Below are 24,130 nucleotides of genomic sequence, written 5' to 3' on the forward strand. Positions count from 1 at the left end.
ATGACTTGGAATTCTTTGTGGGATGACGTGTTCAGGAGCCGCCCTTGGGGGCAGTATCCCGGGGAGGATGTTGTGCGCTTTGTCGCGCGAAATTTCTACGGCGCGACTCAACGCTCGGCCGTGCGCCTTCTAGAGGTAGGCTGCGGGACCGGAGCGAACTTGTGGTTCATGGCACGCGAGGGTTTCTGCGTTCACGGGATCGATGGTGCTGCAACCGGCGTACAAATTGCGCAGAACCGACTGGACAAAGATTGCCCGGGATGGCGAGACCGCGGAGGTCGAATTGACATCGGGAACATGTACCCACTTGACTACCCGGATGCACATTTCGACGGAGTTTTCGATGTAGCTGCAATCTGCTACTGCGACTGGGACCTGTCGCGGCGCACGTATGCCGAACTGGCTCGAGTCACTCGCCCTGGGGGGCGGCTGTTTGCGAGAACGTTTGCACGAGGGTGCTGGGGTGAAGGCACTGGGCAAGCCGTTGGCCGGCAAATCTGGCATTGCAGTGAAGGACCGCTCGCAAATTTGGGAGCAACACGCTTCACGTCTCATCGTGATGTGCCGTCTCTTTTTACGGATTGGCACATTGATGCCGTGGGAGAGAACATTGCAAAGGAAGATGAGGGCAGTCCGAGCATTCACCAGCTCCTGGTGCAAGCTACACGTAGATGAATACCAAGCGTTCCACTGTTATCGCGACGATCTGCGCGCGTGGCGGCAGCAAGGGTTTACCGCGCAAGAACGTTTTGCAGTTCGGACGCAAGCCGTTGATTGCGCACACGATCGCGCAGGCGCTCGCCTGTCCATCTATCGCCGAGGTCTACGTGTCCACCGACGACGAAGAAATCGCAGAAGTGGCAGCACATTATGGCGCGCAAGTTCCGTATCGTCGGCCATCCGAGTTGGCGACGGATACGGCATCAAAGATTCCTGCGATCGAGCATCTGGTACGTCATCTCGAATCGTATGGCCGACGAATTGAGACAGTGGTGGATCTACAGCCAACGTCGCCGCTCCGTGCTTCATGGGATATCTCGAAAGCAATTGACTTGGCGCACGACGCCGCCCTTGTCGTCAGCGTCACAGAACCCTCGCACAGCCCCTACTACACGCTGGTCGAGCAGAGCATGGATGGCGTCTTGCATTTGAGCAAACGCGCAGCATTCGTGCGAAGGCAAGATGCGCCGCAGGTATGGGGACTCAATGGATCGATCTACGTTTGGCGACGAGATGCTCTGGCAGAGGCAGCGAAACATGGATTTTGGAGCGTTGAAGCAAGACCGTACGTCATGCCGCGGAACCGGTCGGTGGATATCGACACCGCCGAGGACTTTGAATTGGCGCAGTGGCTCTATATGAAACAGCAAACGCAACAGGCACCGATATGAATTCAGACAGAGTTTTTATTATTGCGGAGGCGGGTGTCAACCATAACGGAAGCCTTGCACTGGCAATGGAACTGGCCGATGCCGCGCTCGCCGTCGGCGCAGATGCAGTGAAATTTCAATCGTTCCGGGCGGCAGATGTCGTAACCCCCGATGCCCGGACGGCCGAATACCAACTCAACAATACTGGGGAAAGCAACCAGTTCGAGATGATCAAAAAGCTCGAGCTCAGCGAGTTGGACCATCAAGCGCTCGCGCTGCATTGCAAGAAGATCGGCATCGAGTTCTTTTCCACCCCGTTTTCGGAAGATGCCCTCGCGATGTTGCTCAGGATCGGCGTGAGGCGCTTGAAGATTCCATCCGGAGAGATCACCAACAAGAGACTCATCGTCAGTGCTGCCAAGTCTGGACTGCCGCTTCTCTTGTCTTCCGGAATGTCCACAATGGAAGAGGTCAGCACTGCTGTCGGCTGGGTACACGAAGGGAGATTGATGAGGCCGCGCCAAAGCGACTGCCCAGGCAACTTGGTACTCCTGCATTGCACTTCGGCTTATCCCGCGCCTCCGGACAGCCTGAACTTGAGAGCACTTCAGACAATGTCTGATGCGCTGTTGTTGCCTGTTGGATACTCGGACCACAGTGAAGGGACTGAGGCCGCGCTCGCAGCCGTAGCGCTTGGCGCACGCGTGATTGAGAAACATCTCACCCTGGATGTCAACATGCCTGGACCAGATCATCGTGCATCGGCGGACCCCCGGACGTTTGCGGCGATGGTCCGTGGAGTACGCCTCGTCGAAGTCATGCGTGGTGACGGCGCAAAGCAACCCCAACCGATCGAGCGCAACACGCGCGACGTAGCGCGGCGCAGCTTGGTCTTGAATCGCAATGTGCGTCGCGGTCAGATCGTCGAAGCACAAGATTTGTGCCTCCGTAGGCCGGGCACTGGACTTCCACCCGAAATGTGGGAGTCGCTGCTTGGCAGGCGAATGAAAATCGATGCTGCCGCGCACACACTGCTTACGCTGGAAATGTTGGAGATCAAGGAGTGACTCGCCCGCGCAAGATCCTCTACGTCACCGGAACTCGCGCCGATTACGGGCTGATGGCTTCAACGCTTCGTCAGATCGATGCTCACCCGGCGCTGGATTTACAAGTTGCTGTGACGGGCATGCACCTCGTTCCGGATTTCGGGATGACCGTCCGTGAAGTTGAAGAGGATGGACTGCCGATAGTGGCGCGTATCCCAACGCAAGTTGCGAGGCGCTCCGGCGAGCACATGGCGATTGGCTTGGGTGAAGCAGTCATTGGTTTGACTGGGGCCATCCAGGAAGCACGGCCTGACGTGGTGCTGCTGATAGGTGACCGAGGGGAGATGCTTGCCGGGGCAATCGCTGCAATGCATCTGGGCATCCCAGTCGTGCATTTGCATGGCGGAGAAAGGTCGGGCACTGTCGACGAGTCCATAAGACACGCAATCACCAAGCTCAGCCACTGGCACCTGGTCGCTACCGAGGAGTCACGGGAACGCGTGATCCGCATGGGAGAACGGCCCGAGCATGTTTGGGTGGTTGGGGCGCCGAGCTTGGACGGGCTTGCCGAACAGGGAAATGAGCCACGTGCGAAAGTCTTGAGGGCGCTTGAAATTGACGAAGCCAAGGCGTTCGTCATGGTCCTGTTTCACCCTGTATTGCAAGAACAACTCGATGCTGGGGCGCAGACGCGATCCCTTGCCGAAGCGATCCAGCGAGCCTTGCCACTCGGTAGAGACATGGCGGTTGTATGGCTCGAACCGAACGCAGACGCCGGATCGGCTGAGATTTTGCGGGTGCTGGATGATTTGCCCGTTCGCCGAGTGAAGCATCTCCCCCGAAGACTCTACGTCTCTGCACTTCGTTGCGCTGAATTTCTGATTGGCAACTCGTCGTCCGGAATTATTGAAGCAGCGACTTTCGGGACACCAGTGGTGAATGTTGGCCATCGCCAGCGTGCACGTCAGCGAAATCGCAATATTTTCGACTGCGAGGGCGATGCAGCGTCCATTTGTAAGGCAATACAGCAAGCACTCAAAAAAGGTCGTTTTCCTCCCCACAACTTCTATGGCGACGGATTATCAGGCGAGCGCATTGTGGGTCTTCTCGCGCATCATCCTTTTGCGGAGGACCTGTTGGACAAGGTCAACCGCTACTGACCGTTGATCATCTCTTTGAAAAATGAATGCTGTTCAATTCGCATCAATGTGCGTGCCAATTTCTCTGCCCTGGATGGATGCGTTGGCCACAATGGATTCTGTCGGGTCCGGCATCCTCCTCGCCGTGGATGAATCGGGTCGCCTGATGCGCACGGTCACTGACGGCGATCTCCGTCGTGCCGTCCTTCAGCAGATTCCGCGGACGACCAATCTTGCCGGCTTGCCAGGACGCCCCCCAGTCGTCGCAACAGAGTCCTCGTCGCTGGCGGAGATTCAGCGCCTGATGGAGCTCAACTGTGTGTTGCACGTTCCGGTCCTGGATACACAGGGTCGTCCGGTCGACGTCATAACGGGACTGGAGGCGTCAAACCGGATTTGGCTATCGTCTCCACATCTGGGCGATCAGGAAACTTCGTTTGTGGACGACGCATTCAAAACGAACTGGATAGCGCCGCTGGGGCCACACGTGGATGGGTTTGAAAGGGAAGTCGCGGCACACGTCGGAGTACAGCACGCTGCCGCCTTGAGTTCAGGCACTGCCGCCCTTCACCTTGGCCTATTGTTGCTGGGTGTGAAAGCTGGTGACACCGTGTTTTGTTCAACTTTGACGTTTGTTGCAAGTTGCAACCCGATTGTCTATTGCGGGGCCCAACCTGTCTTCATCGATTCCGAGCCGTCGACTTGGAACATGTCGCCCCAAGCGCTCGAACGGGCATTGCACTGGGCGCGGCGGCGTGGCCAGCTACCGCGCTGCGTGGTTTTGGTCAATCTTTACGGCCAGAGTGCCGAAATGGATGCACTCCTTCCCATATGTTCACACTATGGAGTGCCAGTCCTTGAGGATGCAGCCGAATCCCTGGGCGCCAAATATCGTGGCCAAAGCAGCGGCACATTCGGTCGGCTCGGAGTCTTTTCTTTCAACGGCAACAAGATCATTACTACCTCAGGCGGAGGCATGTTGGTTTCCGACGACGGAGATCTGATAGGTCGAGCGCAGAAGCTGTCGACTCAGGCAAGGGACACCGCGCGTCACTATGAGCATTCCGAACTTGGCTTCAACTATCGCCTAAGCAATGTGCTGGCGGGCATAGGCCGGGGGCAGTTGCGCGTGCTTGACCAGCGGGTTCAGCAGCGCCGCCTTGTCTTCGAACGCTATCGCCAAGGGCTCGCAGATTTTTCATTTGTTGAATGGATGCCAGAGCCTGAGCACCACTATTCAACGAGGTGGCTGAGTTGCCTAACCCTTGACCTTCCTGACGCGGATGCCGCTTGCCTGAGCGTCATGCGCACGCTGGAGCGCCATTCCATTGAGGCTCGGCCGGTGTGGAAACCCATGCACATGCAGCCCTTGTTTGCGTCAGCGCCATACTTCGGCCACGCCGAGGGAGAGGACGTTTCGCGCAGGCTCTTCTTGAGCGGACTCTGCCTCCCTTCAGGGTCCAACATGGATACCCATCAGCAAGATCGAGTCATCAACCTCTTGCGCCGTTCACTGAGCCAGTGGGGTACCAGTCGTGCGGCCGTCTAGACATGTTCTTGCCGCACTGGCAATTGACCTGCTGCTCATCACTCTGGCTTGGTGGCTTGCATTCTGGCTTCGTTTCAATCTCGACGTGCCAGAGGAATTTGCAGATTTGGCTGCTCGGGCCGGAGGATGGTCCGTTGCTGCCTTCGCCGTCGGCCTCGCGACGTCAAAGGTATATCGGCAAATCTGGCGCTACAGCGGGATGGCAGAGCTTGGTCAACTCGTCACCGGTGTGGCAGCAGGCGCTCTGCTGTCTGCAATTTCGATTCTGATGTTGCGGTATCCGAACTTTCCGCGTTCGGTCCTTCTACTTCAGCCACTGATTGTGCTACTGCTTTTGGGGGCAGTCCGCGCTGGCTGGCGAACGCTGACTGAGAGATCGTCGCTCCCCCAGGGAGCGACCCCATTGCTCATTGTTGGGACGCTTTCTGAAGCTGCTGACGCGATGCGCGCACTCAAGACCTCGACTGCGTGGTACCCCGTTGCGATCATGTCTCCCGATTATCATGACCATGGGCGCTCACTCCAGAATGTGCCGGTTTTTGGTGGTAGTCGAACGCTCGACCAAATCGTCAAAGAAACCGAGGTCAAGACCGCACTGATCGCTGGAGCACCAGGCTCACCACAACGTCGAGAGGCACTGCTTCAATCGGCAATGGCGCCCGGCGTCAGGCTCCTCACCATGCCAAGGCCGGACGACTGGCTGAGAAGCGATCGTGGCGGCCCTCGTGAGGCCGAATTGGAAGATCTTTTGGGACGCGCACCGGTCGAGCTTGATTCAAGAGGTCTCTCCGAACTCCTGGGCGGACAAACAGCGTTGGTGACCGGAGCTGGGGGCTCGATCGGGGCAGAGCTCTGCCGCCAGATTGCGCGCTACGGCCCTTCCACCCTCGTCTGTGTGGACTGCTCAGAGTTCGCGATCTATCGCTTGGAACAGGAATTACGCAGTTCGCACCCCAAATTGCGAGTGCACTATTACACAGCAAACGTACGAGAGGCATCGCGGTTGAATGCAATAGCCTCCGAATACAAACCGAGAGCAGTATTTCATGCGGCGGCAAATAAGCATGTACCACTGATGGAAGAGTATAACGAAATAGAAGCTCTTCGCACAAATATTCTCGGCACCATGAATTGCGCAGAGGCCGCCGGAATTTGCGGAGCACTTCGTTTTGTTTTCATATCCACCGACAAAGCGGTCAATCCCACAAATGTGATGGGCGCGACCAAGCGTTTGGCCGAATTGATGGTCCAAGGGATTGCAGCACGTTTTCCTCGTACACAATTTGTTTCAGTCAGATTCGGCAATGTCCTCGGGTCGAGCGGCTCGGTCGTTCCATTATTTAATAACCAAATTGCACGAGGCGGTCCGGTGACCGTAACTCACCCAGATATCGTCCGCTATTTTATGACCATCCCCGAAGCTGTACAGCTAGTCCTTCAGGCAGGCCTCATGGGCGACTCGAAGGAAATTTTCGTCCTTGACATGGGGGAGCCCGTTAAAATTGCAGAACTGGCGCGCCTTATGATTTTTCTGTCGGGCAAAAGTGAATTGGATATTCCAATCGTGTACACCGGCCTGCGTCCAGGGGAAAAGCTTTTCGAGGAATTGTTGGCCAGTGACGAAAGCACCGCGCCAACGGCGCACCCAAAACTTCGGATTTCCAAGTCTTTCCGTACGGATGAAATCAACGTAGGCACCGTACGAAACTGGATAGAAAATTGCGGGGCATCACCCTCTGGCGTCGATATTCGCGAATGGCTTCGCCTCCACGTCCCCGAATACGCGCCACGCAGCTAAGCCAAGAGCAACTGTCAAGGCGCTATTTTTTCGGAGATCCCATTAACGCATTGCTCGGCAGTGCTATTTCTATTTGGCCATACGTACCTCCGCAACAACGAGTTGGAGCTTTGAAATTCGGCCCAAACTGCCGGCAATGCTTGCCGTGTTTTCTCATCCGTGAGATATTGAATTTTAATCATCCATCGACAGGCCTCGCTCGGTTGGTCGCTCAAGGCATAATATCGAATCAAATTAATCATATTTGAAAGCGATGGCATTGCTCGCGTTGCTTTTTCAAAGTCAAGGTGGTCGCCAGCTTGCCGCTCACCAAAATCGGTTTTCATCATGACCAAGCCGGCACGCAATTGATCAAGAACCAAAACTGAAGGAACAGTTGCCGGGACAGTCATTCTAATCCGCGCCTTTTCAAACCTGATCGCCTGCAATGCCGACTCGATTCGAAAATAGTCAATAACGGTCACAGACACCATCATCAAAACGACTGCCGTCCACGCTAGAACCATTTCTTTTCTAACTTTCAGAAGGCTCCGAAAGTTGAATCCAGCAATTTGCGAGCCTACTATTAGTCCCAGCGGCAATAAGAAATAGGCATAGTAAAGCGGGAACTCGAACATGCTATGGATAAATACTACCATCAGCATGGACGCGCAGATGAAGTCAAATACCGTTTCGACGCGGATCAGAACGTAGATTATCCAAAGAACAATTGCAAAACCCAGTGCCATCCCAAGGGGGAGCCCCGTCCAGACAATGAGATCCAAGAACAGATTGTGCGACTGCGCAGCAATCATGTGAGACAGCGACGGATACGCCTCGGCGACGCTCACGTGAGCCTCAATGGCATTGTTCCAACCAAATCCGAAGTAGAAATGATCTTTGAGTGCGTGCGACATCATCGACCATATTTCGATTCTGAGTTCCCTCGTATTTCTTGTCAAAAGATCAACGGGCACGTCAAGATAGAGTTGGGTACTGATAGTTCTGATGCAAAAAAAACTCACCAAAAACAGAGGCAGCAGCCACAGGCCATGTACGAACAGGCTGCGTGAGAAAATTTTGCGCTTTAACAATAACGCCACTCCGCATATGAGTATTGTAAGAAGCGCGGTTCTTGATTGCGTCAGGACTATACCCATGCCCGTAAACAGCAGCAAGAAAATAAACGTTGTTGCTCCAATGAGTTTTCTGGACTGCGCCCATCCAAAGGACAGGCAGCCGAGGAGCAACAAGGTCGCCAATTGATTTGGCTGTCCCAGATTTGCATAGGGTCTTGACCCGTCTTGAGCGAGCACCCAGATATCAAGAATTCCATCACTTTCAGTGAATCTCAGCCACTGGTAGAGTTGCAATCCAACAGAGACGATTGCGGCAATGCCAAAGGCCACCGAAACAAAACTCAACGCAGATCCTGGCAACTCTTCCTGCATTCGACGACCTGTTACGACTGCTGTCAAGAAGAGCAACAGATAACCGGCACCTATCCAAGACTGACCAAAAAAAGCCAATTCACCTTTCAAGTACTGAATGAGCGGTATCAGAGCGCAAAGCAGAACCACGCATTCAACTACGGAGACTCGATAGTTGGCTGCACCGGTCCATGACACGACGAGGGCTAATCCGCAAATTACAAGGCAACTCCATATCTCAGAATGAAACGCCGACCATGGAAATGCGTGGTTCGGTAAGAGCCAAGCGATGGCAAGGAGCCCGCCTCCTAGTGCTAGGCTGATGCTCTTATTGTTGGCGACGGTTTGCAGGTTCATAAAAAAAGGCCCCTTGCGGGGCCCTTATTGACAAGCTACTCTTACTTGCAGCTAGAGGGACGGTATTTAGCGTCAATCGTGCCTGAACAGGCCCACGTGACAACACCGTTGGAATCTGCAGTGCCGGTCAAGGTAATAGTGCCCGTGACACCCGTCGGCAGACCCTGAGAAGTCGCAGTGATAACGCCAGTTGTAGAGGCCGTCGATGAATACGCCACTCCGTTAACATATTTCGACGACTGCGAAGGAATAGTGAAGGACGCGGTGGCCGGGAACCCGCCTGTAGTACTGACGACTTCAGCGAGGTTAGTACGCGCGGCAGAAGCTGCCAGCACGACTTCGGACACCTTGGCGCGCGTCGTGTAGTCTTGGTAAGCGGGCAACGCGACCGCCGCCAAAATACCAATGATCGCCACAACGATCATCAATTCGATAAGGGTAAAGCCGGCTTGGGCGCGGCGGGCAATGGAACGACGGTTCATTCACTTACTCCAGATTGGTTGAGAGAGCCCGGGAACTCCCCGGAGCGATGTCACTATCGCAGCATCTGTGCCACAGGTAGCCACCCCCCTCTGGTCGCCAATTTGTTCACAATCCGCTTACAGCATCTGACATAACTTGTTGGTAGGCCGAAAGCGCAGGTGACATTTTTTGTCAATTGACCCAAACGCGTCATTCCCCGTCACCTCAAAGCGTCAGCACCGCAGCCGCCTTCAGCCATCGAATGTCCCGAGCCTCCACCCCTTCCGCCTTCCACCCCTCCGCCAGCGCATCGATCTGGCTCATGATCTCTTCCGTCTCCGCCGGCTTGGTGTGCGTGATGTAGATCGGGTAGTTCTTCCCCGGCCCGATCTGCGCCAGCTCATGCGCCAGCGTCGTGGGCGACAGGTGCAGGCTGCGTCGAGCGAGCGCTTGTTCTCGGTTGCTGAACGCCGTCTCGATCACCAACATTCCCACATCCAGCTCGTTCACCCGCCGCCAGAATGGCTCATTGCGCTCGGTGTCCCCACTGAAGACCCAATGCCGCGTCCCCTTCGCACAACGCACCGCATACCCACACGCCGGCACCGTATGCACAGCCGGCAGCACCTCGATGTGCTTCGGCAAGCTGCTCCCCAACTGCAAGGTCTCGCCAATCGCCACCGGATGAAAGGTGACAAACGGCGACTCCGTGCTGGGTATGCTGGCGAAGTCCGGCCAGATCACGTTGTTGAACACATGCGCCCGCAGCGCCTCGATGGTCGCGCGCAACGCATGCACGCGCAGCGGCTTGGTCCGCAGGCTCGCCACGGTGTCGAGCATCAAGGGGAGGGAAGCGACGTGGTCGAGGTGCGAATGGGTCAGCAGCACGTCGTCGATGCTGGCCATTTCTTCCAGGGTGAGGTCGCCCACACCGGTGCCGGCGTCGACCAGGAGGTCGTTGTCGATCAGGAACGAGGTCGTCCGGCAGTCCTTGGCAATGGCGCCTGAGCACCCCAACACTCGCACCTGCATGTTGCAGCCGCCTCTTCTCTTGATCGCTACTTGGAATCGAACCGGGTTGCGCCGTCCCATTCCGGGTCAAAGGGGCGCAATTTCATCGAGGCTAAACGCTCCGCATACAACCGGTAAAGGACTTTTTTGGCATCCAGTGCCTGGAGCGCGTCCAAGGCTGTCTGCGCTTCGTCGGGCTGCTGCGTTTGATACGCCCTCAGCATCCGGGCCCACAGGCGGAGTTGGCTGGCCTCTTCCTCGCTGATCCCATCTGCGCGGCCCACTGGCGCGTAGATCGTAACGGCCTGCTGCCGGCCCTTCACGCGCACCCGGTCCAGCTCCTGCCAGGCGTAGGCAGGGCCCGATTGCATCGTGGTTTCGCTGGCCACGACGGTCGCGCCGTAGATGACGCCAAGGCCTTCGAGGCGCGACGCCAGGTTCACCGCATCGCCCACCACCGTGTAGCTGCGCCGCACGGCCGAGCCCATGTCGCCGACGCTCATGACGCCGGTGTTGATGCCGATGCCCACGCTGATTTCCGCCCGGCCGTCCGCGCGATTCTGTTCGCTGAGTTCGCGGATCGACGCGGCCATGTCGATGGCGGCCTGCACGGCCAGCGCCGCATGATTCGGCGCGTCCACCGGCGCGCCCCAGAAGGCCATGACGCAATCGCCCATGTACTTGTCCACCGTGCCCCCATAGCGGTTGATGACCTGTGTGAGGCGGTTGAAGACGGTGTTGAGGAATTCCTGCAGTTCCTGCGGCGCGAGTTGCTCAGAGAGATGGGTGAAACCGCGCATGTCGCAGAACATGACTGTGAGCTCCTTGCTCTCCGCACGCATGCTGTACTGCTCCGGATGCTCGAGCATCTTCTCGACGAGTTCGGGCGGCACGTAGGTGCCGAACAGGTTGGCCAGACCGCGCCGGCCACGCTCTTCCACGAAATAGCCCCAACCCATGTTGGCCGCGAAGGCCAGGGCGATCATGAGCAGCGCCGACGCAATGGGCAGGACGAGCCCGGCCGACACGAACAGCCACGCGTTCAGTGCCACCACGCCAGCGATGGTGGCGATGAAGAGGATCACCGCTCGCGACATCCGCAGCAACGAAAGACCCACCGCCAGAACCAGTCCGGCGACGGTGAGTACGACGACCTCGTAGCCCAGCGCATAGTCCGGCACCGCGAGCAGCCGGCGGTCGAGCAGGGCGGAGACCACGTTTGCATGCACTTCCACGCCCGGGAAGGTCGCGTTCGTCGGCGTGGCGCGCAGGTCTTGCAAGCCCGGCGCGGTGGTGCCCACGAGCACGATCTTGCCTTCGAGCTCGCCGGGCGCGAGCGCGCCGTCCAGGACCGACAGGGCCGACACGTACCGGAACGAACCGCCCTGGTCGCCGCCCGGCCCGCGATAGGGAATCAGCATGCGCGCGCGCTGGTCGACCGGCACGCGCACCGCGTTCTGGTCGTCGCCCAGCAGCAGCGCCTGGAGAGGCGGCCGGTCGTCGTCGCCGCCCAGCGGAAACGCTGCAAAGATCGGCGTCACGCTCGACTTGCCCGACGCCAGCCGAAAGATCGCGAGCCCGAGCGACTCGTAGTACCCGGCCGACGCCGCACCGCCGTCGTACCTGGCCATCAGCGGCGCGGCGCGCAGCAGTCCGTCCCGGGTCAAACCCAGGTCCGCATTGATGAAACCAGCGGTGCTCGCCGCCTGCGCGAGCATGGCGATGTTGCCGCCATAGCCATTCCAATCCGGCGCATAGGCGCCATGCGCCGGAAAGGCCGTCAACGGGAGCACGGGCGGCGGCATCACGCCCTTGGACAGTTGCCGCTCGCTCTGCGTGAAGTAGTAGCCGAGCGCCACCCGATGCCCCTGCATGGCGCGCGCAAAGCTGCCGTCGTAGTCCAGTGAACTTTCGAGCCTTTTCAGCTCGGCCGCCAACGCCGCGTCATGCCGCAACGGACCGCTCGCCAACTCGCGCAGGTTGGCCAGGCCGGAGCTCTTGTCGTCTTCCGCGAACACCACGTCGAAGCCGAGCACCGCCGCCTTTTGCCGGCCCATGAGTTCAGTGGTCAGGCGCGCCAGTTCGTTGCGGCCCCAGGGCCACTGCCCCGTCGCCTGGATGCTCGCGTCATCGATGTCGATGATGACGATGCGCGGGTCGAGCGTCTGCGGCATGGTGGCGCGCAGGCGCCAGTCGTAGACGTAGCTGTCGAGACTGTCGATGAAGGGGCGCCGCGGGAGGGCCACGGCATGGATCAGCACCAGTGCCACCGGCACCAGCGTGATCAGGATGCGCTGCCAGTGTTTCAGCAGCGCAGCCATTGCGGCTCGGAATCAGGTGTGGACGAATTGCATCCGGGTGCCGCCGAGTTCGAGCACGTCGCCGTCCTGCAGCGCGACGGCGTCGGAGCCGAGCGGCTCGCCGTTGAGCACGGTGCCGCCGTCGATCGGCGCCACCACGTAGCCTTGCAGCCGGCGCGTGACCGCGGCCACCGCGACGCCCGGCTTGCCGATGGTGGTGACGACCTTTTGCAGCGAGAGTTCGCGCCCGGCGCCTGCGCCCGAGAGCACGCGGATGACCGCGATGCCGCCTGCCGGCACAAGCGGCGCGATTTCAGTCGGCGCGGTGGACAGGGGAATCGGGGCTGACGCCACATGACTGCGCACTGGCATCGCATGTTCGGACGCGGCACTGGTGGCCAGGTACCGGATCTTGTACTTGCCCACCTCGATGACGTCGTTGTGCTCCAGCGCCTGCTTCTTGATGGCGCGTGCGTTGACGTAGGTACCGTTGGTGCTGTTGAGATCTTCAAGATAGACATCGCTGCCGATCATGTGCAGAACGGCATGCTCCCCGCTGATCGCCAGATTGTCGATCACGATGTCGTTGTAGGGCCGCCGCCCTAGCGTGGTGCGGTCCTTGGCAAGCGTGACTTCCTTGATCACGACTCCGTCGATCGAAACGATCAATTTCGGCATGGCCGACTCCTGGATCTCAGTACGAACGTTTTATGCATCAGCAAGATGCTCGCCAGGCTTCTGTCCGTCCGAAGTCCCTTCAAGCGGTGGCATCGGGTGCGGAAATGTTACCTGCGCGAGCAAGAACCACAGATATGTTGTCCCGGCCGCCATTCTCGTTTGCAATTGCAACCAAAAGAGTTGCTTTTTCAGACAGTTCGATATCTTGTAACAAAAGCGTGAAAAGCTGCTCTTCGAGAACCATTTCACTTAACCCGTCCGAACATAACAGGTAGAGGTCGCCGGGGCGAACGCTGTGCTCGTGCATTTCCAGGTCGACATGGCGTTCGATGCCGAGTGCGCGAGTGACCAGGTTGCGGTGCGGGGACAGGGCGGCCTGCTCCGCCGTGATGGCCCCCGCGTCCATCTGTTCCTGCAGGAGGGAGTGGTCGCGCGTCAGCTGTTCCAGCTTGCCGGCCCGCAACCTGTAACAGCGCGAGTCGCCGATGTGGCCGACGATCACCCGATGCGGCCCAAAGGCCGCGACGACAAGGGTTGTCCCCATGCCCTGGAGTTGCAAATTAGCAACGCCCGCTTCCAGGATGGCGTCGTTGGCCTCGTCCACGCCGGCCTGGAGCGCACGCCGGACCGCGCGGGCATGCGCCCGGGGTCCCGCATGGGCCAGCCAGCGCCCGAAGCTCGCCTGCAGCAGCGCGATGGCCATGCCGCTGGCGACTTCGCCGCCGTTATAGCCGCCCATGCCGTCGGCCAGGATCGCCAGGCCCAGCGCCGGGTCGAAGGCGATGGCGTCCTCGTTGTTGGCCCGGACCCGCCCGGAGTCGGTCAGCGCCGCGAAATCCCAAGGCAAGGACACGGCTCCAGGAGAGTAGGCGGCGCCGGTGATTGCCATGTGCGGGTCTCGGTCCTTTGGAGGGTCAGGTCGCTGCGTGCGAACGTCTTTGCATGGTGCGGCCGACCGCCACCACGATGGCCGCGCCCGCCGCTGCCGCAGCGTAATGCAGCCACGCATTGGCCGCCAGTACATCGTGCAGCGAAGCGTCCTCGATGATCGTCTCGCCGCCGACCCAGCCGATCAGCGCGGCGCCCAGCATCACGATGATCGGGAAGCGTTCCATCACCTTGATCATCAGGGTGCTGCCGAAGATCACCAGCGGAATGCTGATCGCCAGGCCCAGGATCAACAGGATCATGTTGCCGCTGGCGGCTGCCGCGACGGCGATGACGTTGTCCAGGCTCATCACCAGATCGGCAATGAGGATGGTGCGGATCGCGGCCGCCAAGCTCCCGTATTCCTTGCCTTCGCCCTCGCCTTCTTCCTCGTCGCTGAGCAATTGCACGCCGATATAGAGCAGCAGCAAGCCGCCGGCGATCTGCAGGAAGGGCAGCGCCAGCAGCTTGGCGGCCACCACGGTGAGCACGATGCGCAGCACCACGGCCGCGCCGGAGCCGAACATCACGGCCCTCTTTTGCTGTTCTGGCGGCAGCGAGCGCGCGGCGAGCGCGATCACCACCGCGTTGTCGCCGGACAGGATGATGTTGATCCACACGATCTTCATCAAGCCCAGCCAGAAATCAGCCGAATACAGGAAATCCATTCATCGTCCTTCAGCCTGGTCCCGGAACCAAAAAAGCGCCTGCAACCGGGGTTGCGGGCGCTTTTTCTTCTCGGAAGCAGGCGTTTGTGTCGCTCAGCGCAGGCTTGCTTACAGCCGCGACTTCAGCAGTTTGCCCAATTCCGAGAAGTTGCGCGTCACGGTGAACCCGCACTCTTCCATGATCGCCAGCTTGGCTTCCGCCGTGTCGGCGCCGCCCGAGATCAGCGCGCCGGCATGGCCCATGCGCTTGCCGGGAGGTGCCGTGACGCCAGCGATGAAGCCGACGATCGGCTTCTTCATGTTGTCCTTGCACCAGCGCGCCGCGTCGGCTTCGTCCGGGCCGCCGATTTCGCCGATCATGATGACGGCGTCGGTATCCGGATCGTCGTTGAAGGCCTTCATCACGTCGATGTGCTTCAGGCCGTTGATCGGGTCACCGCCGATGCCGACTGCGCTCGATTGGCCCAGGCCGATTTCGGTCAGTTGCGCCACGGCTTCATAGGTCAGCGTGCCCGAACGCGAGACCACGCCGATGCGGCCCTTGCGGTGGATGTGGCCGGGCATGATGCCGATCTTGATTTCGTCGGGCGTGATGAGGCCGGGGCAGTTCGGGCCCAGCAGCAAGGTCTTCTTGCCGCCGGCGGCTTCCTTGGCCTTCATCTTGTTGCGCACTTCGAGCATGTCCCGGACCGGGATGCCTTCGGTGATGCAGATCGCCATGTCGAGGTCGGCTTCGCAGGCTTCCCAGATCGCGGCGGCGGCGCCCGGAGGCGGCACGTAGATCACCGACACGGTGGCGCCGGTCTGCGATGCGGCTTCCTTCACGGAGCCGAAGATCGGGATGTTGAAGATCGATTCGCCGGCCTTCTTGGGGTTCACGCCCGCGACGAAGCAGTTCTTGCCGTTCGCGTATTCCTGGCACTTTTCCGTGTGGAACTGACCGGTCTTGCCGGTGATGCCCTGGGTGATGACCTTGGTGTCTTTGTTGATGTAGATCGACATGATGTTCCTCAGGCCTTCTTGTTCTGAACAGCGGCCACAACCTTCTGGGCCGCTTCCGCCATGGTGTCGGCGCTGATGATCGGCAGGCCCGAATCGGCCAGCAGCTTCTTGCCTTCGACTTCGTTCGTGCCCTTCATGCGCACGACCAGCGGCACTTGCAGGTTCACGGCCTTGCAGGCTGCGATCACGCCGGTGGCGATGGTGTCGCACTTCATGATGCCGCCGAAGATGTTCACGAGGATGGCTTCCACGTTCTTGTTCTTCAGCATGATCTTGAAGGCTTCGGTGACCTTCTCGGGGGTGGCGCCGCCGCCCACGTCGAGGAAGTTGGCCGGCTCGCCGCCGAACAGCTTGATGGTGTCCATCGTGGCCATGGCCAGGCCGGCGCCGTTCACCAGGCAGCCGATGTTGCCGTCGAGGCTGATGTAGGCCAGGTCGAACTTCGACGCTTCCACTTCGGCCGCGTCTTCCTCGTCCAGGTCGCGCAGGGCGACGATCTCGGAGTGGCGGAACAGCGCGTTGCTATCGAAGTTGAACTTGGCGTCGAGCGCCATGACCTTGCCCTTGCTGTCACGGTTGAGCGGGTTGATCTCGACCAGCGAGGCGTCCGTCTCCATGTAGCACTGGTAGAGCTTCTTGAGGATGTCGACCGTTTGCGCGGTGGAATCGGCGGGCATGCCGATGCCGTCGGAGATTTCCTTGGCTTGCGCGTCCGTGAGGCCCACCTTGGGGTCGGCCATGACGGTGATGATCTTCTCGGGCGTGTCGTGCGCGACGGCCTCGATGTCCATGCCGCCTTCGCTGGAGGCGATGAACGCGACCTTCTGCGTGGCACGGTCGGTCACGGCCGAGACGTAGTATTCCTTCTGGATGTCGGCGCCGTCCTCGATGTAGAGGCGGCGGACCTTCTGGCCTTCCGGGCCGGTCTGGTGTGTGACCAGCTGCATGCCGAGGATCTCGCCGGCCAGGCGCTTGACGTCGTCGATGCTCTTCGCAACCTTGACGCCGCCGCCCTTGCCGCGGCCACCCGCGTGGATCTGGGCCTTGACCACCCACACCGGGCCGCCGAGCTTCTGGGCGGCCTCGACCGCCTCCTGAACCGTGTAAGCCGGAATGCCACGCGGCACCGGCACACCAAACTTGGCAAGGATTTCCTTGCCTTGGTATTCGTGAATCTTCATGAGGATGTCTCTCGGAAGAGGATGTTGGGACGGGAGATGGGGAGGCTGCTGTCCGGGGGCCGCGTGCGTTGCAGGACTGGCCGGCGAACAACCGGGGAATGTATCATGGTGCGCTGCACCAACCGCAGGCTTTCACTTGTGGTCAATACGTAGTTTCTCCAGCGACAAAAGAACTCAACACCATGGCCAAGGTCTTCATCGACGGCGAAGCCGGTACCACCGGCCTGCAAATCCGCGAACGTCTCGCCACCATGCCCGACATCGAGGTGGTCAGCATCGCGCCCGCCTTGCGCAAGGACGTGAATGCCAAGCGCGAACTGATGGCCGGGGTCGACCTGGTGATCCTGTGCCTGCACGACGATGCGGCCATCGAGTCGGTGGCGCTGATCGACCAGATGAGCGGCAAGAAGCCCAAGATCATCGACGCGTCGACGGCGCATCGCGTGAATCCGGCCTGGACCTTCGGGTTTCCGGAACTGGTGCCGGGCCACTGGGAGGCGGTGGCCAAGGCGGATCGCGTGGCCAACCCGGGTTGCTATGCCACCGGCGCGATCGCCATGGTGCGACCATTGATCGACGCTGGACTGCTGCGCGCCGACCAGCCGATCGCCCTGCCCTCGGTCAGCGGCTTTTCTGGTGGCGGCCGGACCATGATCGAGGCCTATGAGTCGGGTGCCGCGCCAGCCTTCGAGACCTATGCGCTCGGACTCAAGCACAAGCACATCCCGGAGATCATGAAGTACACGGGGCTCACGCACCGCCCGGTCTTCATCCCCTCGGTCGGCAATTTCAAGCAGGGCATGCTGGTGCAGTTGCCGCTGGACCTGGACGAACTGCCCGGCAAGCCGAAGGCCGGCGACCTGCATGACGCGCTCGCGGCCCACTATGCCAAGAGCAATACGCCGGCCCAGTACGTGAAAGTGCTGCCGCCCACCGACGGCGGCAAGATCGATCCGTTGGCGCTCAACGACACCAACGAGCTCGAGATCCGCGTGTTCCCGAACGAAGACCACCGCCACGCGGTCGTCATCGCGCGGCTGGACAACCTGGGCAAGGGCGCCAGCGGGGCCGCGGTGCAGAACCTGGAATTGATGCTGGGGCTCTGAGCTTCGTCGAAGCGAATGGACGATTGGCCGCCTGGGCGCCGACGCCGCATGCCGGAGCCGAGCGATGCTCGCGGAACCAAGTGCGCCTTTGCCGTCGTCCCGACACGAGGTTAGCTCCTCCTTCTTGTTCGCTACATATTTGATAGCAATCCGTGCAATTGTGGCGGGCATTCCCGCATGTTTTGGCGGAGGAATGTGGCTATCATGCGGCGACCAGAACAAGAGGAGAGCTCAACATGGCCGCCAAATTCCAGAAGCCCACGGGCGCATTCGTCGCTGCCTCGTGGGCCGCACTCTTCGTCGGTGCGATCGTCTTCCTGATCGGGTTGTGGAACGCGTCCATGCAGCTCAATGAAAAGGGCTACTACTTCACCATCCTGATGTACGGCCTGTTCTCCGCCGTGTCCCTGCAGAAGTCGGTGCGCGACCGGCTCGAAGGTATTCCGGTCACCAACATCTACTACAGCCTGTGCTGGTTCTCTCTGCTGCTGTCGGTAGCGCTGCTCGCCGTGGGCCTCTTCAACGCGACCTTGGCGGGGAGCGAGAAGGGCTTCTATGGCATGGCCTTCCTGCTCGCACTGTTCGGCGCGGTGGCCGTGCAGAAGAACGTGCGCGACATCGCTGCGCACAAGGCTGACTCGCCGCTGGGCGCAGACGAGGCTGACGCGGCCTGATCGGCGGAAGGAAGTTCGACGCCACCGCGCAGGAGGATGCGCGGCAATGCGATGGAGCGCAGCACTGCGTCAGCGCGTCAGGTAGAAGCCGGCAACCACCAGGGCGGCGTGTGCACCGATCGCGATCCACCAGATCTTGTGCGAGGGCGTTGCCGCCTCCTGGAGGGCATCGCCGATGCGCTGGGTGAGCATGGAGCGCAAGGCCGGGTCTTCCGCGCCTGCCGCCGCCGCGCCGAATTCGCCCTGGGTCTGCTGCCAATGCGCCACCATGTCCGACAGCGGCAACCGCGCGAGCACGAAGCCGATGGCGGCGCGCACCGCCTTGCTCTCGCCCAGGACGGGCTCCAGTTGACGGCCCAGCGTTTCGACGGTGAGCCAATCCGGCACACGCTGCAATGCGCCGTGCGTGCGGGGCATGGCCTCGATGCGGCCCGCGATAGCCGCCGCCGATCGCTGCGAAATGGTGCGGCCATGCGCCCTGACGATCTGTTGCAGCGCCCCAGCGTGACCCTGCTTGACGCCGATCATCACGTAGAGCGGGACGAACAGCATCATCAACATGGCCACCAGCAAGGGCGGCGAGGCCAGCATCGCCAGCACGCCGCCGACGCTGCCCGCATGGCCTGCCAACATGCCCGGCCCATTGAAGCGGCTCAGGTACCAGGCGAACGCGCCGCCGCCGAACACCAGCGCCAACAGTGCGCCTGCGACAACTGAACTCGCGTAGGCCGCGCTGGCCTTGAGACCAGTGCGCATGAGCGACGGCGAAGCCGCCGATGAAGCATTCGATGACACGATTTCTCTCCCGAATTTGCGGTCTGCGCCGCCTCTTCGAATCATGCCAGCCCACACCTCCGATGGGCACTTTTAATTGTTGTCTGCGTTCGTTTTGAGCACTCTGGCGACCACGTCGGCGGAGAAGCCGCGGGCCAGGAGGAAACGCATCTGCCGGGCTCGATCGGCCGCATCCCCCGGCGGCACGCCGAATCGGCGACGCCAGACTTCCAATGCACGGGGCAGTTCGGTCTCGCGCAGGCTGGCCACCGCATCCGCAATGGCTTCCGGCGCGATGCCCTTGTGGGCCAGTTCCTGCCGGACCCGCGCGGCGCCCATGCGCGACGCACGCTGGTTCAACACGGACTGGACCACGCGCGCCTCGCTGATGAAGTCCTTGGCGGCGAGTTCGTCGAGCGCCCGGCCCAGGGAGCCGGGCTCTTCCTCATGCCGCGCGAGCTTGCGTTCCAGTTCGGCGCGTGAATGCTCTCGTTGGCTCAGCAGGCGCAGCGCACGGCCTTTGAGGGAAGGGGCTGCAAATGCCATCGATGGGTGGCGCTTACTTTTCAGCCTTGTCGGCCTTGTCCGCCTTCGCAGGCTTGGCCGCGGGCGCTTCGGGCGCACCCGCATCGGCCGCCAGCAGCGGAATGCCCAGCGATTCGCGCACCTTGTTCTCGATCTCGCGCGACAGCTCGGGGTTCTCGCGCAGGAACTCGCGGGCGTTGTCGCGGCCCTGGCCGATCTTCTCGCCCATGTAGGCGTACCAGGCGCCGGACTTGTCGACGATCTTGGCATTCACGCCCATGTCGATGATCTCGCCCTCGCGGCTGATGCCTTCGCCAAAGAGGATGTCGAATTCGGCCGTCTTGAAGGGTGGCGAGACCTTGTTCTTGACGACCTTGACCTTGGTCTCGTTGCCGATGGCTTCGTCGCCCTTCTTGATGGTGCCGATGCGGCGAATGTCCAGGCGCACCGAGGCGTAGAACTTCAGCGCGTTGCCGCCGGTCGTCGTTTCCGGCGAGCCGAACATCACGCCGATCTTCATGCGGATCTGGTTGATGAAGATGACCATGCAATTGGTCTTCTTGATCGTGGCGGTCAGCTTGCGCAGGGCCTGGCTCATCAGGCGGGCTTGCAGGCCGGGCAGGGAGTCGCCCATTTCGCCTTCGATTTCAGCCTTGGGCGTGAGCGCGGCGACCGAGTCGACCACGATCAGGTCCACCGCGCCGGAACGCACCAGCGAGTCGACGATTTCCAGGGCCTGCTCGCCGGTGTCGGGCTGGCTGATCAGCAGGTCGGACAGGTTCACGCCGAGCTTCTGGGCATATTGCACGTCGAGCGCATGCTCGGCATCGACGAAGGCGCAGGTGCCGGCCTGCTTCTGCATGGCGGCGATGACCTGCAGCGTGAGCGTGGTCTTGCCCGAGGATTCCGGGCCGTAGATTTCAATGACGCGGCCGCGCGGCAGGCCGCCGACGCCCAGGGCGATGTCCAGGCCCAGCGAGCCGGTGGAGACCACCTGGATGTCTTCCAGCGCCTCGCCCTCGCCCAGCCGCATGATCGTGCCCTTGCCGAACTGCTTTTCGATCTGCGCCAACGCGGCTTGCAGTGCCTTGGCCTTTTCGCTGTTCGGGACCGAGATGCTGGTGCCCTTGACGAGTGCGTCCATGAAAAATCTCCTTGAATATCAACGGGTTGTGTTTGGTTTTGGCATCTGTGTTTGACAACAGGCTGGATGCTTGAACAGTAGTGTATGCGGCTGTATAAATCCGTAAAGGCGATTTTTAGTCAGTTTGCTTTACCATCTGCGCCATGACCACGGCACCCCACGAAGACGACTGGCGGCAGACCCACCTGGGCCGCCTGCTCGGCCATGCGATGCGCCGCTTCGACGAGCGCGTGTTGACGCTGATGGCGCACGACATCGAGGTGCCGCTGGCGTTGTCGAACCTCGCGGCACGGCAACAGGTCAGCGCCGCCCACATCCACATCACCCGGCACCTGGCGCGCAACGGCTCGCGCCTGACCGAACTCGCCGATCGCGCCGGCATGAGCAAGCAGGCGATGGGGATGCTGGTCGACCAGTGCGAGGCCTGGGGCATCGTCACGCGCGGGCCCGATCCGCTCGATGCGCGGGCGCGGCGCGTGATGTTCACCACCGACGGGCTGGCCTGGCTCGATGCCTTCCGCCGCGCCGTCGCGCAGGCCGAGCAGGAGTTTCGCGCCAGCGTGGGCGACGAGGTGGCGACGGTGGTGATGATCGGGCTGGAGGCCTATGCCACGTGAGCGGCAGGGCATGCACGCACTCCTAGAATCTCGGCCTGAAAGCTACAAGCGCAGGGAGGACACAAGACCAACGGGACACCCCCATGCGAATCCTGATTGCCGAAGATGACCAGGTCCTGGCCGATGCCTTGCTGCGCAGCCTGCGCACCTCGGGCGCCGCCGTCGACCACGTGGCCACCGGCTCGCAGGCCGATGCCGCGCTGATGACCAACAGCGAGTTCGACCTGCTGATCCTCGACCTCGGCCTGCCCAACCTGCACGGCCTGGAAATCCTCAAGCGCCTGCGCGCCCGCGGCTCCACCTTGCCGGTGCTGGTGCTGACGGCAGCCGACAGCGTGGAGGAGCGCGTCAAGGGCCTCGACTACGGCGCCGACGACTACATGGCCAAGCCCTTCTCGTTGCAGGAGCTGGAGGCTCGCGTGCGAGCGCTCACGCGGCGCGGCATGGGTGGCACCAGCAATGCCATCCGTCACGGCCCGCTGGTGTACGACCAGGCGGGCAGGGTGGCGACCATCGACGGCCGGATGATCGAGCTGTCGGCGCGCGAACTGGGCCTGCTCGAAGTGCTGCTGCAACGCGCCGGCCGGCTCGTCAGCAAGGACCAGCTGGTCGAGCGGCTGTGCGAATGGGGCGAGGAGGTGAGCCTCAACGCGATCGAGGTCTACATCCACCGCCTGCGCAAGAAGATCGAGAAGGGCCCGATCCGCATCGCGACGGTGCGCGGGCTGGGGTACTGCCTGGAGAAGATCCAGGCGTAGCGAGGCACGGCAGCCTCGAGGCTGCTGGCGCGGCAGATTCGAGATCGCCCCCGCTTCTTGGGTGAACGCGTGGAATCCGTCGCGCGACCATCGGCCCTGTTCCGCTTCGATATGCGGGAACTTGCGAACAATTGACAATCCGTTTCATTTCCATGGAAAACGTCAATTGAGATTCTTCAATCGCGGCCAGCGCTCGCTGTTCGGCGAGATCCTGGACTGGATGCTCACGCCGCTCCTGCTGCTGGTGCCGGTGAGCATCAGCGTGACCTGGCTGGTGGCTCAGGGCATTGCCAACCGGCCCTTCGACCGGGCGCTGGAATACAACGTCCAGACCCTGGGCACGCTGGTCACGGTGCAGGGAGGTAGCGTGCAGTTCTACCTGCCGCAGCCGACGCGCGACATCATGCGGGCCGACGACACCGACCATGTCTACTACCAGGTGCGCAATGCCGAAGGCGACCTGCTCGGCGGCGACGCCGACCTGCCGCCGCCGCCGGACGACGAGTCGCCATCGAACGAACGCGTGCTGATCCGCGAGGACCGGATGCGCGACGAGACGGTGCGCGTAGCCTACACCTGGGTGCAGCCGCGCCTGCCCGGCGCCGGCCTGGTGCTGGTGCAGGTGGCCGAGACGCGCCGCAAGCAGGAGGTGCTGGCCACCGAGATCATCAAGGGCGTGCTGCTGCCGCAGTTCGCGATCCTGCCGCTGGCGATCCTGCTGATCTGGCTGGCGCTGGTGCGCGGCATCAAGCCGCTGTCGGAGCTGGAAGACCGCATCCGCGAGCGCAAGTCCGACGACCTGAGCCCGCTCGACGACAGCGCGGTGCCTGTGGAAGTCGCACCGCTGGTGGCGTCGGTCAACGGACTGCTGAGACGGCTGAACGAAACCATCGCGACCCAGCGCCGCTTCCTGGCCGACGCGGCGCACCAGTTGAAGACCCCGCTGGCCGGGCTGCGCATGCAGGCCGACCTGGCGCAGCGCCAGGGCGCAAGCGCGGAAGACCTGAAGCAATCGCTCAAGCAGATCGGTCGCGCCAGCATCCGGGCCACGCACACGGTGAACCAGTTGCTGGCACTGGCCCGTGCCGAAGGCGGCGGCGTCGCCGTCGCAAGGCAGAGCTGCGACCTGGCGCGCATCACCATCGAGGTGGTGCGCGAGGCGGTGCCGCGTGCGATCGAGCGGCGCATCGACCTGGGCTACGACGGCGTCGAGGCCGGCGCGTCGGGCGTGATGATCCAGGGCAACCCGACCTTGCTGAAGGAACTGGTGCGCAATCTGATCGACAACGCGATCAACTACACGCCCTCATCGAGCGAACGGCCCGGCGTGATCACCGCGCGGGTGCTCTCGGACCCCTTCGGGCGGATCACGTTGTTGCAGGTGGAGGACTCGGGGCCCGGCATTGCCGAGCATGAGCGCGAGCTGGTGTTCCAGCCCTTCTACCGCGTGCTGGGCAACGAGGCCGACGGTTCCGGACTGGGCCTGCCGATCGTGATGGAGATCGCGCGCCATCACAACGCATCGGTGGAGCTGGGCGATGCGCGGCCGGACCGGCAGCCGCGCGGGGCGCTGTTCAGCGTGCGCTTCCAGACGAGTTAAGCCGCGGGGCCGGTGCGCATCCTGCTCGCTTGCGA

Annotated in this window: 23 protein-coding genes; 11 read left to right on the forward strand and 12 right to left on the reverse strand. The window is 61.3% G+C overall.

All coding sequences use genetic code 11. From position 1 onward, the window contains the following. The 6 genes from WKW79_RS37080 to WKW79_RS27645 are packed head-to-tail and all read left to right on the forward strand — an operon-like array spanning position 1 to position 6,902. Positions 1–675, forward strand: coding sequence for a class I SAM-dependent methyltransferase (locus WKW79_RS37080; protein ID WP_422823976.1), 675 nt, complete (start codon positions 1–3; stop codon positions 673–675). Then, positions 672–1,391, forward strand: a complete 720-nt coding sequence (locus WKW79_RS27625) for an acylneuraminate cytidylyltransferase family protein (protein WP_340338431.1) — start codon at positions 672–674, stop codon at positions 1,389–1,391. Before WKW79_RS37080 ends, WKW79_RS27625 begins: the two co-directional genes overlap by 4 nt. Further along, entirely contained in the window at positions 1,388–2,437 is a 1,050-nt protein-coding gene (neuB, locus tag WKW79_RS27630; RefSeq protein ID WP_340338432.1) for an N-acetylneuraminate synthase, read from the forward strand. Before WKW79_RS27625 ends, neuB begins: the two co-directional genes overlap by 4 nt. After that, positions 2,434–3,576, forward strand: coding sequence for a UDP-N-acetylglucosamine 2-epimerase (neuC, locus tag WKW79_RS27635; protein ID WP_340338433.1), 1,143 nt, complete (start codon positions 2,434–2,436; stop codon positions 3,574–3,576). The genes neuB and neuC overlap by 4 nt, the downstream gene beginning before the upstream one ends. Before the next feature lie 22 nt (positions 3,577–3,598). Continuing rightward, positions 3,599–5,104 carry a DegT/DnrJ/EryC1/StrS family aminotransferase gene (locus tag WKW79_RS27640; protein ID WP_340338434.1) on the forward strand — a complete coding sequence of 502 codons (1,506 nt, stop codon included), beginning with the start codon at positions 3,599–3,601 and terminating at the stop codon, positions 5,102–5,104. Continuing rightward, a complete protein-coding gene (locus WKW79_RS27645) occupies positions 5,091–6,902 on the forward strand; it encodes a polysaccharide biosynthesis protein (protein ID WP_340338435.1) in 1,812 nt (603 codons plus the stop codon). The genes WKW79_RS27640 and WKW79_RS27645 overlap by 14 nt, the downstream gene beginning before the upstream one ends. 14 nt (positions 6,903–6,916) lie before the next feature. Here WKW79_RS27645 and WKW79_RS27650 read toward each other — a convergent pair whose 3' ends face one another. The 9 genes from WKW79_RS27650 to sucC all read right to left on the reverse strand — a co-directional run bounded on the left by WKW79_RS27650 (position 6,917) and on the right by sucC (position 16,897). Continuing rightward, entirely contained in the window at positions 6,917–8,668 is a 1,752-nt protein-coding gene (locus WKW79_RS27650) for a PglL family O-oligosaccharyltransferase (protein ID WP_340338436.1), read from the reverse strand. A 41-nt stretch (positions 8,669–8,709) separates the two neighbouring features. Beyond that, positions 8,710–9,150, reverse strand: a complete 441-nt coding sequence (locus tag WKW79_RS27655; protein WP_340338437.1) for a pilin — start codon at positions 9,148–9,150, stop codon at positions 8,710–8,712. A 205-nt stretch (positions 9,151–9,355) separates the two neighbouring features. Continuing rightward, on the reverse strand, positions 9,356–10,162 hold the full coding sequence (locus WKW79_RS27660; RefSeq protein WP_340338487.1) for a 3',5'-cyclic-nucleotide phosphodiesterase: 807 nt from the start codon (positions 10,160–10,162) through the stop codon (positions 9,356–9,358). Between the two features lie 26 nt (positions 10,163–10,188). Further along, positions 10,189–12,462 (reverse strand): CHASE2 domain-containing protein, encoded by a 2,274-nt coding sequence (locus WKW79_RS27665; protein ID WP_340338438.1) that lies wholly within the window; start codon positions 12,460–12,462, stop codon positions 10,189–10,191. A gap of 12 nt (positions 12,463–12,474) precedes the next feature. Further along, positions 12,475–13,119, reverse strand: a complete 645-nt coding sequence (locus tag WKW79_RS27670; RefSeq protein ID WP_340338439.1) for an FHA domain-containing protein — start codon at positions 13,117–13,119, stop codon at positions 12,475–12,477. Between the two features lie 79 nt (positions 13,120–13,198). Then, positions 13,199–14,008, reverse strand: coding sequence for a Stp1/IreP family PP2C-type Ser/Thr phosphatase (locus WKW79_RS27675; RefSeq protein WP_340338440.1), 810 nt, complete (start codon positions 14,006–14,008; stop codon positions 13,199–13,201). A gap of 25 nt (positions 14,009–14,033) precedes the next feature. Further along, positions 14,034–14,714 (reverse strand): TerC family protein, encoded by a 681-nt coding sequence (locus WKW79_RS27680; protein WP_340338441.1) that lies wholly within the window; start codon positions 14,712–14,714, stop codon positions 14,034–14,036. Positions 14,715–14,822: 108 nt separating this feature from the next. Next, complete coding sequence (gene sucD / locus WKW79_RS27685; RefSeq protein ID WP_340338442.1) at positions 14,823–15,716, reverse strand: succinate--CoA ligase subunit alpha; 894 nt, start codon at positions 15,714–15,716, stop codon at positions 14,823–14,825. Positions 15,717–15,724: 8 nt separating this feature from the next. Continuing rightward, positions 15,725–16,897, reverse strand: a complete 1,173-nt coding sequence (gene sucC, locus WKW79_RS27690; protein ID WP_340338443.1) for an ADP-forming succinate--CoA ligase subunit beta — start codon at positions 16,895–16,897, stop codon at positions 15,725–15,727. Between the two features lie 182 nt (positions 16,898–17,079). Between sucC and argC the strand changes: the two genes are divergently transcribed. Beyond that, the gene (gene argC, locus WKW79_RS27695) at positions 17,080–18,003 is read left to right on the forward strand and encodes an N-acetyl-gamma-glutamyl-phosphate reductase (RefSeq protein WP_340338444.1); all 924 of its coding nucleotides are present in this window, start codon (positions 17,080–17,082) and stop codon (positions 18,001–18,003) included. Between the two features lie 236 nt (positions 18,004–18,239). Further along, positions 18,240–18,677, forward strand: coding sequence for an inner membrane protein YiaA (gene yiaA, locus WKW79_RS27700; protein ID WP_340338445.1), 438 nt, complete (start codon positions 18,240–18,242; stop codon positions 18,675–18,677). A gap of 69 nt (positions 18,678–18,746) precedes the next feature. Here yiaA and WKW79_RS27705 read toward each other — a convergent pair whose 3' ends face one another. From WKW79_RS27705 to recA, 3 genes are all read right to left on the reverse strand, one after another. After that, positions 18,747–19,433 carry a hypothetical protein gene (locus tag WKW79_RS27705; protein WP_340338446.1) on the reverse strand — a complete coding sequence of 229 codons (687 nt, stop codon included), beginning with the start codon at positions 19,431–19,433 and terminating at the stop codon, positions 18,747–18,749. A 111-nt stretch (positions 19,434–19,544) separates the two neighbouring features. Beyond that, a complete protein-coding gene (recX, locus tag WKW79_RS27710; RefSeq protein WP_340338447.1) occupies positions 19,545–19,997 on the reverse strand; it encodes a recombination regulator RecX in 453 nt (150 codons plus the stop codon). Between the two features lie 13 nt (positions 19,998–20,010). Then, positions 20,011–21,120, reverse strand: coding sequence for a recombinase RecA (gene recA, locus WKW79_RS27715; protein ID WP_340338448.1), 1,110 nt, complete (start codon positions 21,118–21,120; stop codon positions 20,011–20,013). A gap of 143 nt (positions 21,121–21,263) precedes the next feature. On the opposite strand from recA, the gene WKW79_RS27720 reads away from it, so the two are divergent. The 3 genes from WKW79_RS27720 (at position 21,264) to WKW79_RS27730 (ending at position 24,095) form a co-directional block, all read left to right on the forward strand. Continuing rightward, positions 21,264–21,737: a MarR family winged helix-turn-helix transcriptional regulator gene (locus tag WKW79_RS27720; RefSeq protein WP_340338449.1), complete on the forward strand. Its 474-nt coding sequence runs from the start codon at positions 21,264–21,266 to the stop codon at positions 21,735–21,737. 83 nt (positions 21,738–21,820) lie between these two features. Then, positions 21,821–22,495, forward strand: a complete 675-nt coding sequence (locus WKW79_RS27725) for a response regulator (RefSeq protein WP_340338450.1) — start codon at positions 21,821–21,823, stop codon at positions 22,493–22,495. Positions 22,496–22,661: 166 nt separating this feature from the next. Beyond that, positions 22,662–24,095 (forward strand): sensor histidine kinase, encoded by a 1,434-nt coding sequence (locus WKW79_RS27730; protein WP_340338451.1) that lies wholly within the window; start codon positions 22,662–22,664, stop codon positions 24,093–24,095. The last annotated feature ends 35 nt before the right edge of the window (positions 24,096–24,130 follow it).

The organism is Variovorax robiniae (genome assembly GCF_037889955.1).
GTDB classification, from domain to species: Bacteria; Pseudomonadota; Gammaproteobacteria; order Burkholderiales; family Burkholderiaceae_C; genus Variovorax; species Variovorax robiniae.

Excerpts from the sequence above, each read along its gene's own strand:
- WKW79_RS27660 (WP_340338487.1), bottom strand. The coding sequence starts at position 10,162 with ATGCAGGTGCGAGTGTTGGGGTGCTCAGGCGCCATTGCCAAGGACTGC.
- WKW79_RS27650 (WP_340338436.1), bottom strand. The coding sequence starts at position 8,668 with ATGAACCTGCAAACCGTCGCCAACAATAAGAGCATCAGCCTAGCACTA.
- sucD (WP_340338442.1), bottom strand. The coding sequence starts at position 15,716 with ATGTCGATCTACATCAACAAAGACACCAAGGTCATCACCCAGGGCATC.
- WKW79_RS27640 (WP_340338434.1), top strand. The coding sequence starts at position 3,599 with ATGAATGCTGTTCAATTCGCATCAATGTGCGTGCCAATTTCTCTGCCC.
- WKW79_RS27670 (WP_340338439.1), bottom strand. The coding sequence starts at position 13,119 with ATGCCGAAATTGATCGTTTCGATCGACGGAGTCGTGATCAAGGAAGTC.
- sucC (WP_340338443.1), bottom strand. The coding sequence starts at position 16,897 with ATGAAGATTCACGAATACCAAGGCAAGGAAATCCTTGCCAAGTTTGGT.
- recA (WP_340338448.1), bottom strand. The coding sequence starts at position 21,120 with ATGGACGCACTCGTCAAGGGCACCAGCATCTCGGTCCCGAACAGCGAA.
- WKW79_RS27720 (WP_340338449.1), top strand. The coding sequence starts at position 21,264 with ATGACCACGGCACCCCACGAAGACGACTGGCGGCAGACCCACCTGGGC.
- yiaA (WP_340338445.1), top strand. The coding sequence starts at position 18,240 with ATGGCCGCCAAATTCCAGAAGCCCACGGGCGCATTCGTCGCTGCCTCG.
- WKW79_RS27625 (WP_340338431.1), top strand. The coding sequence starts at position 672 with ATGAATACCAAGCGTTCCACTGTTATCGCGACGATCTGCGCGCGTGGC.
- WKW79_RS37080 (WP_422823976.1), top strand. The coding sequence starts at position 1 with ATGACTTGGAATTCTTTGTGGGATGACGTGTTCAGGAGCCGCCCTTGG.
- WKW79_RS27655 (WP_340338437.1), bottom strand. The coding sequence starts at position 9,150 with ATGAACCGTCGTTCCATTGCCCGCCGCGCCCAAGCCGGCTTTACCCTT.
- WKW79_RS27705 (WP_340338446.1), bottom strand. The coding sequence starts at position 19,433 with ATGCGCACTGGTCTCAAGGCCAGCGCGGCCTACGCGAGTTCAGTTGTC.
- WKW79_RS27665 (WP_340338438.1), bottom strand. The coding sequence starts at position 12,462 with ATGGCTGCGCTGCTGAAACACTGGCAGCGCATCCTGATCACGCTGGTG.
- argC (WP_340338444.1), top strand. The coding sequence starts at position 17,080 with ATGGCCAAGGTCTTCATCGACGGCGAAGCCGGTACCACCGGCCTGCAA.
- WKW79_RS27675 (WP_340338440.1), bottom strand. The coding sequence starts at position 14,008 with ATGGCAATCACCGGCGCCGCCTACTCTCCTGGAGCCGTGTCCTTGCCT.
- neuB (WP_340338432.1), top strand. The coding sequence starts at position 1,388 with ATGAATTCAGACAGAGTTTTTATTATTGCGGAGGCGGGTGTCAACCAT.
- WKW79_RS27680 (WP_340338441.1), bottom strand. The coding sequence starts at position 14,714 with ATGGATTTCCTGTATTCGGCTGATTTCTGGCTGGGCTTGATGAAGATC.
- WKW79_RS27725 (WP_340338450.1), top strand. The coding sequence starts at position 21,821 with ATGCGAATCCTGATTGCCGAAGATGACCAGGTCCTGGCCGATGCCTTG.
- recX (WP_340338447.1), bottom strand. The coding sequence starts at position 19,997 with ATGGCATTTGCAGCCCCTTCCCTCAAAGGCCGTGCGCTGCGCCTGCTG.